We start from the raw sequence: 17,105 nt of genomic DNA on the forward strand, positions 1-17,105 counted from the left end.
AACTCATTTGACATATGACGCAGAGCGTCAAAGCTGAGTTACCATGCTGAGCGTAGTAACTAGTCATAATTATTTGAGAAAAGCCCTTTTGAATTAATTAAGCTAATGCAGTACGAAACAGTTGGCCTCTGTTTTCCAGAATGCTGTTATCGCCAGCTAAACGCAGACAATGCCACGCCAAAGCTTGATTACTACTAATAACAGGCTTGCCAATTTTTTGCTCAATAGATTCCAGCACATCAAACACACGCAAAGCGGTACAGGAAATAAACAGTGCATCAATCTCTTTATCTTGTGCTAAATTAACTGCAGCTTGATAAATCGAGTGAGGGGAAATGCGTGCAATTTCAGGATCGCCCGACTTTTTAAAGCTGGCTTTATCCACAACGGTTATGTTCTGTTGCTCGAAATGAGTTGAGACGACATCACCTACATCATCAATATAGGGTGTCAGTAATACAATTCGTTGACAGTTCAGTGTGCGTAATGCTGTTAGTCCTGCTAGCATTGGATCGGAATACGCTACGGGTGTTTTTCTGGTTGCTTGAATAGTCTGCTTAATATTGTCTGAACCGATTAGAATTGCGGCAGCAGTACAACCATAAGCAATCACATCAATATTATCACTGGGCACAAGTAAATCTGCGGCTGCTTTAATACTCGGTTTCATGCTGGCCAATGATTCAACCGTGGCAATGTCTGACATCGGCACGCGGCTGGTATAAAAACCAATGCCTTGTTGCGGTAAGAATGCAGAGACTTCAGGTTCTGAAACCGTGTCACTCGATAATGCCAATAATCCAATCGCAGCACGACTAGCAGGCCCGTTATCCATTTCACAAACGGCTCTATTCCAACTCATTTTCCTACCTCGTTGTTAGGCTCTACCCACTGACGCAATGTGGGTGCAGATATATTGTTTCTTTCGATGGCATCATCAGAATCATCGCTTGAATCGGTTATTTTACGCTGCATTAAGCGGTTGAATAATGGGGTTGAAGCATTCGCCATACTGCCTGTAATTGTCAACAAGTAAATAACCATTGCGGGAAAGGCACTCAAGTTGAAAAAGACCACACCAGCCATTGTGCCAATACCCGTCACCGTCGTCAGTGCAACACCTCGGCTAAGATTTTTATCGTTATTTTGTGCGATGCTAAATAACTCAGGTAAGTCAGCCAAATTACCACTCATAAGCAAGATTGAAGCCGCACTTTCTGCAATACTGGTCGCGCCTTTTAAAGAAATCGATACGTCTGCGGTACGCAATGCAACGGCATCATTGATTCCATCACCCACAAAACATACTTTGCGGCCTTGATTTTGAAAATCTTCAATGACTTTGGCTTTTTCTTGTGGCATCACTTCAGCATAATGTCCATCTAAATTTAACTGTGTTGCCAATTCACGAGTTGGTGTCTCACGGTCGCCTGACAACACCATCACCTCAACGCCTAAAGTTTGTAGGCTTTGTACAACGGTAGCAGCCTCTTCACGAACCGAAGGAGATAATTCAATAAAGCCTGCTAATTCACCATTGATTGCAACGTAAACCACAATATCTTCTGGCGTGACATCTTGGGTATAAGTTGAAACTTCAATATTTTCAGAATTTAGCAAACGCTCACTGCCAACCAATACACTTTTTCCTTCTATTTCAACGTGTAAACCCATGCCTAATTCAACTTTCATACCTTCAGCTTGAGAGATACTAATCCCAGATTGGGTTGCTGCTTGTGAAATTGCATAAGCGAGAGGATGAGTTTGATGATGTTCAGCGGTGGCAGCAATGCGTAGCACTTCTAATGCGTCAAATGCACCAATGCCTGTGATGCGGTGTACGGTTGGTACAGTGTTGGTTAAAGTGCCTGTTTTATCAAAGACGACTAAATCAACATGGGATAAAGTTTCTAATGCCCGTCCATCACGAATCAAAAGACCACTATGTGCAGCAAGCTGAATATGGTTTAACACACCCGTTGGCCCTGCATAACGCAATGGATAGCCAATACCAGAATAAACAACCGCCAAGGAGCTGCTAACACCACGAGTCGCTAGCATTAATGCTGAAGTACCTAGGGTTAATGGTACCCAGTCATCAACTAATTGTTGCGCCCGAGATTGACTTTCTTGACGTGTATTATCCATATTGGTGAGCAACTTAGTCAGTTCTGCTGCCATGCTTTGAGAACCTGATTGTTGTAGCTCAATAAATAGTTTTCCATCCAGTAATAAGGTTGCAGCGAGTACTTCATCACCTATTGCCTTATCGACAGGTTGAGACTCACCCGTTAAAGCTTGTTGATCGACTCGCCCAAGGCCTTTAATCACTTTGCCATCAACTGGAATCGGCATTCCAGCATCAACCACAACAATATCCCCAGCATCTAATTCAGAACAGGGCACTTCAATTAATACACCATTATGTTCTGTCCATGCGGTGCGAATTTGTTGGCTGAAAAGTAGAGCTAAATCTTCTTGAGAACGTCTTTCTGTACGGCGTGATAACCAGTTTGCTGTTGCGATAAACGTACCTGTCATCGCTGCCATCAACCAATATTGCAAAATCATCGGCATCATAAAAGCGACTGTATCTAATAAGGTTACGCCTATTTTTCCTTGCTTAAGTTGTTGAGATACTTTACGCATAGAACGCACTAAAGGTACAACTAATAAGCCAATACCCGGCCAGACTAGAAATGGTAAAAACGCACTACTTGCAATGAGGGCAAAGGATGAACCAGAAAGTATTAAATTGTGTTTTATTTCTTGGTCTATGGTTTGATTTGAAGAAACATCTAATGTTTGTAATGATTGGTCTGCTTCATCATTAGGTTCAGATAAGGACGAAGGCTCTGGCTTATTTTGCTTGGATTGATGCGGCTTGAGAGTGGTCACTTTCCATCCTGTCAGTGCAACCGTGCCAGCAACCAATAAACCTATGAGTGGCATAAATATTTACCTTAAGCTGATGAGAAATAATTCGGGCTGCATTCTAGCATAAATTAGAATAAAGTAAATCGGCTGCAATACTTAATAGCATTAAATTAATTTTTTATTTAATGATAAAGTGTCTATTGCAGAAATGGAAGAGGTATTTGACAATAGGGGTCTGAAATCTCAAAGCAAAGGCAGCCTACTTTTTGAATCAGAGCCTAATAAAATCAAGGCTAAATTTATTAATATTTAGTGAGAATTTTGGATAAGTTTGCAGTGGCGAAATGCTATTTAAAAAACAAGAAATTGCATGTTATAAATGACTACGTGCTGATAAATATTAAGTATTTTGAGCATTATAAGCCACCTGTTTTATTGGTGGCTATTTAGCTTAAGTGAAAGCACACCTTACAATACAAAATCAAATTTATAACTCTCAACCATCACTTTATTATTTTCAATTAAATTGTGCAGATCAACCACGTCTAACTGCAAATGTGCAGTTGCATCTGGTTTCATTGGCTCAGGAACAGCCTCACGCTTCAAGTATTCCGTTGGTTTAAAAATACGCTGTCCTGTAAACTGGCCATCTTCATCTTGAAATGTGACCAATAAATTAGGAAATGGCTGTGAAAAGCCTGCTTGATTTTTAAATGTTGCATTAAACTGAATCACATCCTCTTTTTCAGCTTTAACAATCGCGGTATGCTCTATAATCTTGAATTTTTCAATGTTTTGCGTATCGGGTAAACTACATAATGCAAACCGACAAAATTTAACTAACAACGGTCGAGCTTGCTCATGTTGCAAAATAAAATCACGGTTTTGCCACCACATATATTGTCCAGCAAGACCTGCTACCATTAAGGTACTTATAGTCAACCAGAAAATTAAAGCAAGCCATGAAATATTGCCATGCCTTTCTTCCTCTTCAATAACTGCGGCCAATTCCTCATCTGACATATCTTCAATGGATTCAGGTTTTTGCGGCTTTTCTTCTAAAATATGTTCCTGCGCATCAAACGTATTATCGCACTGACTACATAGCACGATACCTTCAGCTGCTTTTAACTGGGCTAAATTGACTCGAAAAATCGTTTGACAATGGGGGCATTGAGTTTCCATAGTGCTATCTCACTCTGCGGGCTGCAATTCGACACCAATCCTGTTTAACTGCAACCCCATCAATCACAAAATAAGGCTCATAAGATTCTATCACAGCTTCAGTTTGAGTGTTTAAGATGCCAGATAAAACAAGTGGTGCATTTGGCTTTAGATATTGATGAAATGATTCTGCTAATCCCATTAATGGGTTGGCTAAAATATTAGCTAGCAAAGCATCGGCCTGAAATGGCTGGAAATCATTGGCTAAACAAACTTCAATACCTGCTTCCACCCCGTTATTTTTAGCGTTATCACGCGTTGCAATCAATGCTTGTAGGTCAATATCCGTACACCAAACTTGTTTAGCACCCAGCTTTAAAGCAGCAATGGCTAAAATACCTGAACCGCTTCCATAATCGATAAGGATTTTATCTTTAATTAAATCAGCATGTTGATCTAGCCATTCTAAACATAAAGCGGTGGTTTCATGTGTGCCTGTCCCAAATGCCATACCGGGATCAAGCAAAATATTAATATCATCAGGCTCGGGCGGTGTCTGCCAGCTAGGACAAATCCACGTTCGTTGCCCAAAACGCATGGGTTGAAACTCATCCATCCAAACCCGTGTCCAATCTTGATCTTCAATTATTTCAGTGTGACAAGTGGGAATAGAATCATATTCTTGTTTGATTTGATCCAAAATCTGCTCAAGATTATCCACTTGCTCAAATAATGCGACTACTTCAGTCTGTTGCCACAGCGGTGTGGTATTCAGTTCTGGTTCATAAATTGGCTGATCTTTCGCATCTAAAAACGTCACGGATGCAGCCCCAATTTTTTCTAAAACGGATGAAAGCGTATCTACTTTATCAGCAGTAAGAGTAAAAGTGATTTGTAACCAAGCCATTAGTCAATCAGTTGTTTTGTGATGTTAAAATAGCTGGCTAGTGTAGCATTCATGAGCATAAAGGTGTTGCTTAAAAGTGAATCAAAACCAAACAAAATATTTTTAACAAATCTGCCAACTCATTGTCTATGAGTGTAATTTCATGTGGATTTTTTTGAAATATCTCAAAATGGGTAGCACGCTATTTAAATAAGAACCTGAAAAATTCAGTCTAATAGTGAGGGTATTACTTAGGTATTTTATTTTTATATTCAAATCTTTACTGCTTGAAGAAGAATGTCCAATAAAGGCTTTAAAATAGGTTCTTTAAAATGAAAAAACGCCAAAACTAAAGATGTCCCCCAAATTAAAATATTAGGATTATTCATAAATAGTGACATAATGTTGACGGATTCATCAGACTATGCTCAAATTAAAGAAAGCAGATGATTCAGGCTAAGCAAATAGAGTGAATAATTGATTGGATTTTAAACTTTTTTCAGGCTGAAAATGATATGAACCTAATTATAAAGTAGGTTAATAATGTTGTTAAGGTATTGGAAAGGTTCAGAAGTTCATGACAAATAGATAAGATTAGTCTATAATATGGATTCCAGCTTGCGGGAATATTTGGTGAGACACATAAAAAGCCAAGTATTTCCGCAATTTGAGTTTTAGGGTTATAAAAACTTTTATAATAGTACAACTTTTTTGCATTGCAGCATTTTGTGAATTGGTTAATAATGCCGATTTGCTTACGCAAGAGGACGACAGTTTATGTATTGCACTTTATTAAAAGCTAAATTGCACCGTGCTTGCGTGACTCACGCAGAGTTAGACTACGAGGGTTCATGCGCTATTGATGGTAAATTATTGGATTTGTCTGGCATTCATGAATATGAACAAATTCAAATCTATAATCTTGCTAATGGCGAGCGTTTTACCACTTATGCTATTCGCGCTGAGGATGGCTCACAAGTCATTTCCATTAACGGTGCAGCAGCACACAAAGCCAGTCCTAGCGATAGAATCATTATTTGTTCGTATGCAAGTTTGACCGCGCAGGAAGTCGCCATCCACAAACCTACATTAGTTTATTTAGATGAACTAAATAATATTACTCATACTCGTAATTATATTCCTACTCAAGCAGCTTAGTTCTGAGCCTGCTATCAGCTCCTTCTTCCAGTATTTTCCTCTATTTCTAAAAAACACGTTCTATTCTAGTAACGTACAAGGAATGAATGGGTAACTTGTACTTAACCTGCTGACAAAGTGGTTTTCAGGTTTGGTGCAATGTATATGTTCGATAAACTATCATGGTGGTGAAACCATATTCATCACCGCCCTTGTTTAAATATCTGATGCCAACTTGGGTTTTATCTGAAAAGATAATATATAGAAGTAATAGCATTGCCAATGCGTGGTGCTATCTGTTTGAACTGTATTTTATCTACCACTTTCGGCAAATCTATGTTTTAATATAAGAATATTCTAATGTTTCCTACCTCATAGTGTGCGCTCATGATAACAGTAATTGGAAATCTAAAAGGTGGTTCAGGTAAAAGCACTGTGACTTTTAACTATGCACTGTGGCTACTCCGACAAGGTGAAACTGTTGTTGCCTATGATTTAGACCCACAATCGACACTTAGTGATGTTGCTCAGGTTCGGGCAGAAGAAAAATATGAACCGCCACTCAAAGTTTATACCCGCTATGTTAAACCTAAACATCTAAACTCTTCACAAACTATCATTGATGTGGGTACTGCAAATATGGCGGCAATGAAGAAAGTTATCACATTTGCTGACCGTATTGTTGTGCCTGTGACACCCAGTCAAGCTGATGTATGGTCAACTCAACGTTTTTTATATCTGGTTGCCAGTGAAGTCAAAGACAAACCACCTGAAATTTTAGCCTTTGTTAATCGTGCAGATACCCATGCCGCGGTAAGAGAATCCGATCAAGTGGAAGACGTTTTGCGTAGCTTACCGGGGATTAAAGTATTGGAAACCCGCCTCTGTCAACGTACGGTTTATCGACGCTCATTTAGTGAAGGCTTAGCCGTATTTGAAATGGAATCATCAGGCAAAGGCAGCAAGGAATTTGACAGCTTTGCACGTACTGTTTACGAATATCAATAAATCAAAAAAAGTTCTACCATGTTCACAATAGCTACTTGGAATGTAAATTCACTGCGAGTTCGTCTTGCTCATGTCATAGATTGGCTACAAGAAAAGCAGCCTGATGTCTTAGCATTACAAGAAATTAAATTAACCGATGATAAATTTCCCACTGAAGCCTTGCAAGAAATAGGTTATCAAGCCGTGTTTGCAGGCCAGAAAACCTACAATGGTGTTGCACTATTAAGCCGCGAAGCCGCAACGGATATTATTACCGACTTTCCTAGTTTAGATGATCCTCAGCGACGTGTTTTAGGGGCAAATTTTGCAGGAGTGCGCGTATTGAATTTATATGTGCCCAATGGCTCAGAAGTGGGTTCAGAAAAATATGCGTATAAGTTAAATTGGTTACAATACCTACAGCAGCACGTACAATTTGAACGCCAACAGCATGAAAAATATATTGTTTTAGGTGATTTTAATATTGCACCAGATGACAGAGATGTACATGATCCTGAGGTTTGGCAAGATAGTATTTTAGTCAGCCCATCTGAACGTGATGCACTGCAAAAACTATTGGATTTAGGCTTTCACGATAGTTTCCGCTTATTTGAGTCTGAAGCGGGACATTTTAGCTGGTGGGATTATCGAGCAGCTGCGTTTCGACGTAATCGAGGCGTGCGCATTGATTTAATTTTAGCCAGTGAGGCTTTGAAAGCCCAATGCATATCTTGTCAAACTGATATTGAGCCGCGTAAATTAGAACGCCCTTCCGATCATGCCCCCGTGATTGCTCAATTCGACATTTAAATAACCCTTCTTAAATTAAGTTTTCTAAGGTTGTTGAGCTACCCTTGTTCGATAACTTTAGAATATCTATAAAAAATAACACTTATATTTCAAATGGATAAAATAAAAGCTTGCAACTCCACATAGCTATAAAATCTAACTTATTGATAAGCAAAGTATAAAACCGCTTATTCCATAAAATATAACGTTTATCTATATATTGATACTCATACAGAGCATACACAGGGAGAATTAATAGCATTGAGCTTGTTATTGTGTGGGAAATACTGTGGATTAATATCTCACCTTTAATCAATTTAAACAGCCCTATGGACTGGTTTAATCACATAATAACTCATAAACCCAAAATTATCTTCGACGGAGTAGGATATGAAATTGCGATATTCTGCGCTTCAGGGTCTGACCTTGTGGCGGTGTTTGCTCGTGCTGTTAATATCGAGCTTTTCCTTATCAGCTTATGCTGATGTTTTTGTTACCCCTTCCTTCTATGATTATGGTGATACTGCGGTTAATTCAAGTTCACCACCTAAATCATTTGCTGTTGCTAATCAAAGTCCTAATAATGTGACATTCAAGCAAATTAATGCGTATGCTCACGTTGGGACAATCAAACCTGTTGATGCTCTAGGCACGCCAACCACTGTTTATAGTTCAACAGACTTTTTTATTATTACTGACAATTGTAGTAATCAAACCTATACACCGACTACATTTGACGAACCTAATTGCTTTGTAGAAGTGACCTTTGAGCCTACCTCTCTAGGTGATAAAGAAGCCAGCCTTATTATCTTATATGATGAATTAGGTACGCCTAACACTTATGTTGCTCCATTGAATGGTATCAGTGTTGAATTACCAGAGGCAAAAATCAAACCATCAGAGAAAATTGAATTTGGTACAATCGAAGTAGGCGCATTGTCTAGCAACAAACGCCTTTCAATTTCTAATGATGGTAAAGGTAAATTAAAGCTCAGCAATATGCAGTTCTCTAGCCCTGATTTTGTGGTACAAGATTTCTGCTCTAATACTTCAGTTAACTATTTTGGTAGTTGCTCACTTAACGTTGCATTCCAACCAACAAGTGCAGGTTTAAAAACAACGCAACTGTCTTTTACAACCAATGACCCAGCTAATCCTCAAGTATCATTTACGCTTGAAGGGAATGGCTTTGCAGTTGAACCTAATATCAGTATTTCACTGCAAGAAATTGATTTTGGAACAGTTAATCTTGGCGATAAATCCTCTACAAAAATTATTCAGCTCAAAAATACAGGCTCAGGTATCTTGCGCTTAGGCAATATTGATGTTTCTGGCAATCAGTTTATTGTTGAAACTGCTTTTTGTAATAATAAAACCTTACGTTCAGGCAGTGCATGTAGCTTAATTGCTTATTTTGAACCATCTACTATCGGTGAGTCATTAGGACAAATCACGATTCTTTCTAATGATCCAGATACTTCCAAAGCTGAAATCAATATGCAAGGTATTGGTGCAAGTTGGTGTTCAGGTAATTATCAAAAAGAAGTTTATACTTATCCGCAAACACCTAATTTTGGTACGGAATTAGTGGGCAATGAAAGCAGTATGTATGCTTATTTCAGTAGTTATGCGCGTGGTTGTGATGCTTTAGAGATTACGAGTGTGCAATTAGTTGGTGCTGATGCAAGTGAATTTCAGTTGAAAAATCAACAGTGTTACAGCGGCAGTTGGAGCAATAATTCCTATGCGTCTTGTTCATTCAATCCGGTTTTTAAACCTTCTAGTGCAGGTAATAAATCAGCCCAAGTCAAAGTCACTTTGAGTGACAACAGCAGCTACAATATTGATTTAGTGGCCGAAGCGGTGAGTTCTGGCCAACCTGCCATTGAATTATCACCAACAACGTTTAGCTTTGAACCTATTATCGTGGGTTTTGCATCCAATCAATATGAAACGATTCAAGTGAGAAATACAGGTAATATTAATTTAAATATTAATTCTACTAAACTGCTTGGCTCAGATGCGGATAACTTTGAAGTATACAACTGGGGTTGTAAGTACAGCATATTGAAACCGGGAGCAACGTGTAATATATACGCTCAATTCAATCCATTGACTGCTGGGGTTAAAAACGCTTCGTTAGTCATTAGCGCACCCGATGCAACTGCTGAAATGGGTTTAACAGGTACAGCCACTGCACCAATTTCATGTAATGATAGCAATGTCACAATTGAAACGGCTGGTTCAGAATGGGATCATCGTTGGGCTGAAAAAATCAATGGTGAATACACAGGTGCAACTCATGCTTGGAAACGGACGGGTAATTTACAAGCAGGTGAGCTTGAAACACCTAATGTGCCACGAGCTGGCGATATTGTTAAAATCCGTTCTGGTCATAGCATCAACGGTATTCCATCAGCAAAAGTACGTGCACTGTGTATTGAGCAAGGTGCAGAATTAACCAGTGCTGATATTTTAGGTACGCCCCTCGACATCCAAGCCTCTGAATTAATCCAAAATGATGGCAATATTCTTGGTCTTAACGGTGCAAACGAAATGCAAGGTGTTTCATGCCAGCCTGATAAAGTCGGTTCTGGGAATTGTGCTTATCCCGGTGCAAGTGTCATCTTAAAAGTGGGTTCTAGTATTCAAACTTATGGTAAAGCTGATGCAAATTGGTGGTACTCCTATGCTTCAGGCGGCCCAATCATCAACAATGGTGAAATCATCGGTGGTAAAGGTGGTGATGCGACTCACTATGCTGCTGATGGCGGTAATGCTTTAGTGTTGGGTCGAGGCCTGACTAATAAAGGTACAATTCAAGCGGGTAATGGCGGTGACATTACTCAAACGGGTACAGGTATCGCGGGTACAGGCGGCTTAACTCAGATGTGGGGTAAATTAGGTGGTGCTGGACATTTACGCAACCAAAATGGCGCACAAGCAATCGCAGGTAATGGCGGTCATTGCCGAGTTCGTGGTGGTAATCAAACAGCAGGTGCAGGTGGTAACTTGTGGCTGGTTTCATTGCCTAATGTGTACTTAAATGGTGGCATTCACCAAGCAGGACAATCTGGTAATGGTTGTAGCACTCGCCCTAATAATGGTTGGGTACGGATTGAACCTAGCTTAATTAGTATCGCAGGCGCGAATACGCGTATTTCTGGCGGCGACATCACAATTTATGGTGGTGATGATTGGGTGCTAGATATGAGTAATATCGGTGCAAATACGATTGAATCGACAGGTGATATTACCTTAGCAGTTGGTGAGAATGGCAAAATTGACTTTACAGGTGTTGACCAAACAATCCTGAAAGCCGCTGGACAAGTGACTATTCTTGCAAATGAAATCATCTTAGATGATGGGGTACAATTAAGCGATATTATCGAGGCTGAGAATATTGTTGTTGCACCTGCGGCCATCTTACGTGAAGTCTCGGTTGGCGCAGCTAAATCATTAGTAGGCGATCCATTAGAAACGGTGACGCTGAATGTCACTGTGGCTAACAATGGTGCTGAAGCGGATACTTACTCCATTAGTGCGGTAGATACTGCAGGTTGGAGTATCAGTGGCGTTTCAAACTCAATTGAAGTTCCTGCTTTAGAAGCAATTGATTTATCGTTAAGTATTACTTTGCCAGCTAATCGTGGTGAAAATAACAACCTAACTATCACCGTTGTTTCTCAAGCTGATCCTGATACCCGTGCCACAGCAACAGTACATCTTAGTGTTGTCACTGAAACTGCGGGCTTGCCTGTAGAACCTTCTCCTGTCATTGATCCTAATGTTCCAACCGCTCCAGCATGTGTAAGTGGTGCAGTCGGTAGTGCATGTAGCAATGGTGGCACAATCACTGACGCGAATATTGATGAAGGTGCATCCATTAGTGGTGGCAACTTAGAAGGCAATGTTGTGAATAACGGCATCATTTCACAACTGACGATTGTTGCAAATACCATAGTCAATGGCGGTAAAGCATCAGGCACTATCATCATTGAGCAAGGTGGTGTATTCAACGACTTTGAGTTTGTGGGTGCAGAACTACGTGGTGGTATCTTAGGTGGCAACATCGTTAATAATAGTAGCGTTGGTGGTATTTTCATCGATGTTAACTTCTCTGCCAATGCAACTTTGACAGGTGGTTATTTACAAGGTCAAATCAATGGTGATGCAAACGCGCCAACCTTATTAACCAATGTGATTATTAAATCGGGTAGCGTTATCAGTGGTGTGATTCTCGGTGAAGGCACAAGTTATGAACAAGGTGTCATATTTGGGCGTGGTGTACGCTTTGCTAATGCGGGATTGATTCCTTTTGGTATCGCCGTAACGCCATTATTACCAGAGTTTGTATTAACATTGCCTGAAAACTTTGTACAACCATTAATTGTTAATTTAACAACTGACATTATTGCAGATGGTGACGGCGTATTGGCTGCAATGAATCTGTTATTAGCAGAGCAAGGCTGGACATTGGTGCAGCATCCTGTTTATGGTTATTTGCAATTAGATTTAGGCAATATCCGTTTTGCAATTCAAACATGGGATGTACAACAAACCTTGTTAAATGCAACGGCATTAGTCACACCTGTTCAATCGATTGAATTTATCACGGGTACAAACTTGCGGGTGATTACTCATCCTGTGGCACAAGCACCAGATGTTTTATACGAAATATTATCTGAGCTTGCTGCTAGTGTAAACCTAGGGACAGTCAGTATTGAGGTTAGCACCAATGGTAATTTCTCAATTGCAACTTCGGTTGATACGGCACACTATTTAGCTGTTCGTGCAAGTTTAAGTGCTGAAGCCACTGATTTAGAAACAGGCCTATATACTAGCGACTTACCAGCAACGTTTGTCTATGTTGAAGATGAGCAAGCTTACAGACAAGTCTATTATCCAGCTCCTGCGGATATGGATGGTTTGATTGCCATTGCGCAAGATGTGCGCTTGCTTGAAACAGGTGAGTTAAGCTTTGAATTTGAAGGTGAAACTTATACTGGTACATTGGATTACTTAATCACTCGTAACGATGCTACAGGAAACTTCAGTGTTGAATCTGTGGCTGATGTGAATGGTGATCAAGTTGATGACTTTGTGTTAACTTATCCAAATGGAGATACACAAACTTTGTACGGTAAATAGGAACTGTCGTTAGCACAAGGATGTGTTAAGTCATAATTAAATAAAAGCACTGTTCTCGTTCTGAGGCGGTGCTTTTTTACGTTGTAAAAACCATGAATTTTTTAATACCCTTTTTCATAATGATCTGCCGCTGTTCCCCATCTTTTGCTAAACTTGCCACAACTCAAATTAACGGCATCAAACATCTATGACTACAAATCTGTGGGACATTCAACAATCACGGGCTTTATACAATATTGAATATTGGAGCAGTGGCTATTTTGATATTAATCCGCAGGGAGAAATTTGCGTCACGCCGATTCCAAATCAAGCCAGTGTTAGCCTGTATCAACTTTCGCAAGATTTAGTGAATCAAGGCTTTTCTTTTCCCATCTTAGTACGCTTTTCTAATATTCTGCATCATCGGGTTCAGAGTTTATGTCAAGCGTTTGAAAATGCGATGCAAATTGAAGAATATCAAGCCAATTACAGCGCAATTTATCCAATCAAAGTCAATCAAAACTATCAAGTTGTTACAGAAATTCTCAATTCAGGTCAGAAAAATACAGGACTAGAAGCAGGCAGCAAAGCTGAATTAATGGCCGTTATCGGTTTAAGTGCAAAACAAGGTTTGGTCATTTGTAATGGCTATAAAGATCGGGAGTATATCCGTTTAGCTCTGATTGGACAGCAAATGGGTTTACGTCCTTATATCGTGATTGAAAAAGCCTCTGAGCTAAAATTGATTATTGAAGAAAGCCAAGACATGGAGATTAAACCACTGCTGGGTATTCGAGTGCGTTTAGCCACGATTGGCAGTGGAAAATGGCAAAATTCGGGTGGGGAAAAAGCCAAATTCGGTTTATCTTCAAGTCAAATCAACGCTGTAATTGAACAATTGCGACAGGCAGATTTATTAGATTGTTTACAACTGATGCACTTTCATTTGGGTTCGCAAGTGGCAAATGTACGAGATATTCAGCGAGGATTAACAGAGGCCGCACGTTATTATGCTGAATTTTACCAACTGGGGATTCCGATTAAAATAGTCGATGTGGGCGGCGGCTTAGGGGTGGATTATGATGGTACTCGCTCGCGCAGCCATTGCTCCATCAATTACAGCATGCAAGAGTATGCCAATAATGTAGTACATGAATTGTACAATGTGTGCCAAGCCTATGATTTACCTCAGCCTGATATTATTTCAGAATCAGGTCGCGCCATGACGGCACATCATGCGGTATTGCTGACTAATGTGATCGATGTCGAGCACGTACCACAAAGAGCGGAATTAATAGAAGCACCCAGTGACGATGATCCGCAAATTTTACAAGATTTACGCTATGGTTTAGAAAACCTTAATCAACGCTCGGTGTTAGAAGTGTATCATGATGCAGTGTATTTGCTGACTGAAGCCTATTCAATGTTTACGCATGGCTTATTGAATTTGAATCAGCGTGCGCAAGCAGAACAACTATATTATGCGATTTGTTGGAAAGTAAAAAACTTATTACAAGCCAATTTGCGTGGGCATCGGAATATTTTAGATGAATTGAATGATAAATTAGTTGATAAATATTTTTGTAATTTCTCATTGTTTCAATCTACTCCTGACGCATGGGCGATTGACCAACTATTCCCCATTATACCGATTCATCGTTTACAAGAAAAACCTGCTAATCGGGCTAAGCTGCAAGATTTAACCTGTGATTCTGATGGCCAATTTACTCATTATGTTGATGGGGAAGGGGTTGAAAGTAGTCTGCCTGTGCATGAAGTTAAGGAAAATGAAGATTATTTACTCGGTATTTTTCTGGTTGGTGCATATCAAGAAGTGTTGGGAGATATTCATAATTTATTTGGTGATACTTATTCAGTCAGTGTGCAAATTGATGATGCTGGTCATTACACTTTAGTTGAACCACATGAAGGAGATAGAGTGGAAAATATGTTGCGTTATGTCAATATTGACCCTAGTTTATTACGTCATGAATATCGAAAGCGGATTCATGCTTCAACATTAACTTATGCTCAAAAACAAACGTATTTACGAGAGTTGGATTCTGGGCTGATGGGATATACTTATTTAGAGGGATAGTGGTGTGAAACAAAGGCTTACAGGATATTAACCTGTATGATGATTTTTCACAAAGATGAGCGATATTCCCACCAATATTACAATTTTTGGCAGGAACTAGGTATTATTGAGTTGCGTCATCAATGACGTGTTTATCTGCTTCAGCTTTTTCTTTTAAAATATCTTCAACTTGTTCTGCTTTTTGAATCACCTCTAATTTTTCAGGTGTTGCAGGTTGGCTCACGTTAGGCTCAGCCTCTTCTTTATTACAAGCAGACAATCCAAGGACAAACCCAATAAGTAAGATTGAATATAAAATAGACTTCATTATGAAAATTCCTTAAAAATGACAGTTTACAACTAAACCTGATAAGTCGGTGATGTTAACAGGTTTAGCTTTTTAAAGCATTAACTCAAAATAGTTAAAAAACCATCATAAGTTATGATGCTATCGCTGCTAATAATCCCCAGAATATTTTGTTACATTTGCTTTGGTACAGTCAATATAAAGGTTGCACCTTGGCCTAATGTACTTTCACACCAGACTTCCCCCTGCAAAACAGTCACTAATTTTTTGACAATAAATAATCCTAAACCTGTAGAATCCTCACCGCCTGTTGGTTTGGCTGTTAAGCGGGTAAACTTGCCAAATAGTTTAGCTTGATCTGTTTGACTAAATCCAACCCCTTCATCTTGAATGTCAATTCTAATCTGTTGTTCTAGCATTGAAATACAAATAAATACTTGTTTGCCTAAAGGTGAATATTTGACCACATTAGAAATTAAATTATCCAATACTTGATGCATCACATTGACATCTGTATACGCAATATAACGCTTTGATTCTAGGGTGAAGTGGATAGCAATACCTTTAAGTTGCGCTTTTTCCCGATATTCATCTACAATTTTTTGTAATAAAGGCAAAATATCTAAGGTTTCTAAATTAATTTTCAATTTTCCTGCTTCAATCATATTCACATCCAGTAAGTTAGTGATGAGGTCAAACATACGTTCAGCACTAATATTAATCATCTTTGCAAATTCAACCACTTCTTGCTTGCTACTAAACTGCTCAGACTCTAGTGACATCTCAATTAATTCTGCTGAACCTTGGATGGCTTGTAGCGGATTTTTTAAATCATGGGCAGCAATCCCCAGAAATTCATCTTTTTCTTTATTAAGTGACATTAAGTGTGTAAATGATTCTTGTAGTTGTTTTGCCATTATATTGATAGCTAAACCTAATTCACCGATTTCATCTTTAGAATGATATGATGTTTTCTTAGAGAAATCCCCTTTGGTTATTCTCTCTGCAACATGACGGGCTTGGATCAGTGGTTTGATAACAAAACTAATTAAATTCATACTCATCAAACTGCCAACAATTAAAAATACCAAGCCAATCAATGCGCTAGTCCAAGCAATATATTTAGCTTCTTGCTCTAAAACAGCTTGCATCTCCTTAATACCAATATCTTCCAAATAAATACCCGTACCAATAATCCAATTAAAAGGCTTGAATTTTTTCACAAAAGTTAATTTTTCTGCTGCAATTTCAGGGTGGTTAGGTTTAGGCCAATAATATTGCACAAAGCCTTGCTGCTTCTCATCAATCACTTTTATAAATTCACGTATAAAGAATTTGCCATTTATATCTTTAATATCAAGAATATTGGTATTACTCAGTTCAGGGGATGTGGGATTACGCACCATATAGCCCTTTTCAGTAATAACAAATAAATAATTATCTTTAGTTTTACCTAAGCTATAACGGTAAGCGGTTAATAAATCAGCAACTTGCTGCCTTAATAAATCTTCGGTATCTTCAATATAAATCCCAGTACCCAAAATCCAATTGTAGGGTTTAAACAGCTTCATATAGGAAATTTTTTGTTTTGGCTCTTCATAGCCTAATTTTCGCCAATAATAATGAATAAAACCTTCGCCTGTTGTTTTACCTATAGAACCCATTTGACATCTTTAATAAAGTGTTAAACTGAAAAGAAAAGTAAGATTGGATTGAGAAAAAATGGGATATACAAGCAGCTTAACAGACAA

General features: G+C 39.0%; 11 protein-coding genes. 5 read left to right on the top strand and 6 right to left on the bottom strand.

The genetic code is table 11. The features are described 5' to 3' along the window. Positions 1 to 97: 97 nt before the first annotated feature. The 4 genes from ABXH34_RS05075 to prmA all read right to left on the bottom strand — a co-directional run bounded on the left by ABXH34_RS05075 (position 98) and on the right by prmA (position 4,948). A complete protein-coding gene (locus ABXH34_RS05075) occupies positions 98 to 862 on the bottom strand; it encodes a maleate cis-trans isomerase family protein (RefSeq protein WP_353570783.1) in 765 nt (254 codons plus the stop codon). Continuing rightward, a complete protein-coding gene (locus tag ABXH34_RS05080; protein ID WP_353570784.1) occupies positions 859 to 2,952 on the bottom strand; it encodes a heavy metal translocating P-type ATPase in 2,094 nt (697 codons plus the stop codon). Before ABXH34_RS05080 ends, ABXH34_RS05075 begins: the two co-directional genes overlap by 4 nt. Before the next feature lie 393 nt (positions 2,953 to 3,345). Further along, positions 3,346 to 4,062, bottom strand: coding sequence for a DUF3426 domain-containing protein (locus tag ABXH34_RS05085; RefSeq protein WP_353570785.1), 717 nt, complete (start codon positions 4,060 to 4,062; stop codon positions 3,346 to 3,348). 4 nt (positions 4,063 to 4,066) lie between these two features. Beyond that, positions 4,067 to 4,948, bottom strand: coding sequence for a 50S ribosomal protein L11 methyltransferase (gene prmA / locus ABXH34_RS05090; RefSeq protein WP_353570786.1), 882 nt, complete (start codon positions 4,946 to 4,948; stop codon positions 4,067 to 4,069). 756 nt (positions 4,949 to 5,704) lie between these two features. Here prmA and panD point away from each other — a divergent pair. From panD to speA, 5 genes are all read left to right on the top strand, one after another. After that, entirely contained in the window at positions 5,705 to 6,085 is a 381-nt protein-coding gene (panD, locus tag ABXH34_RS05095; RefSeq protein ID WP_353570787.1) for an aspartate 1-decarboxylase, read from the top strand. 366 nt (positions 6,086 to 6,451) lie between these two features. Continuing rightward, positions 6,452 to 7,072, top strand: a complete 621-nt coding sequence (locus tag ABXH34_RS05100; protein ID WP_353570788.1) for a nucleotide-binding protein — start codon at positions 6,452 to 6,454, stop codon at positions 7,070 to 7,072. Positions 7,073 to 7,090: 18 nt separating this feature from the next. Beyond that, positions 7,091 to 7,861: an exodeoxyribonuclease III gene (gene xth, locus ABXH34_RS05105; protein WP_353570789.1), complete on the top strand. Its 771-nt coding sequence runs from the start codon at positions 7,091 to 7,093 to the stop codon at positions 7,859 to 7,861. Positions 7,862 to 8,230: 369 nt separating this feature from the next. Then, complete coding sequence (locus ABXH34_RS05110; protein ID WP_353570790.1) at positions 8,231 to 12,991, top strand: choice-of-anchor D domain-containing protein; 4,761 nt, start codon at positions 8,231 to 8,233, stop codon at positions 12,989 to 12,991. Positions 12,992 to 13,178: 187 nt separating this feature from the next. Beyond that, positions 13,179 to 15,068 carry a biosynthetic arginine decarboxylase gene (gene speA / locus ABXH34_RS05115; RefSeq protein ID WP_353570791.1) on the top strand — a complete coding sequence of 630 codons (1,890 nt, stop codon included), beginning with the start codon at positions 13,179 to 13,181 and terminating at the stop codon, positions 15,066 to 15,068. Positions 15,069 to 15,171: 103 nt separating this feature from the next. Here speA and ABXH34_RS05120 read toward each other — a convergent pair whose 3' ends face one another. Both ABXH34_RS05120 and ABXH34_RS05125 read right to left on the bottom strand, forming a co-directional pair. Then, complete coding sequence (locus ABXH34_RS05120) at positions 15,172 to 15,375, bottom strand: hypothetical protein (protein ID WP_353570792.1); 204 nt, start codon at positions 15,373 to 15,375, stop codon at positions 15,172 to 15,174. A 152-nt stretch (positions 15,376 to 15,527) separates the two neighbouring features. Next, on the bottom strand, positions 15,528 to 17,018 hold the full coding sequence (locus ABXH34_RS05125) for a cache domain-containing protein (RefSeq protein WP_353570793.1): 1,491 nt from the start codon (positions 17,016 to 17,018) through the stop codon (positions 15,528 to 15,530). Positions 17,019 to 17,105: the final 87 nt, after the last annotated feature.

It is taken from the genome of Candidatus Albibeggiatoa sp. nov. BB20 (assembly GCA_016744725.1).
Classification (GTDB): domain Bacteria; phylum Pseudomonadota; class Gammaproteobacteria; order Beggiatoales; family Beggiatoaceae; genus Albibeggiatoa.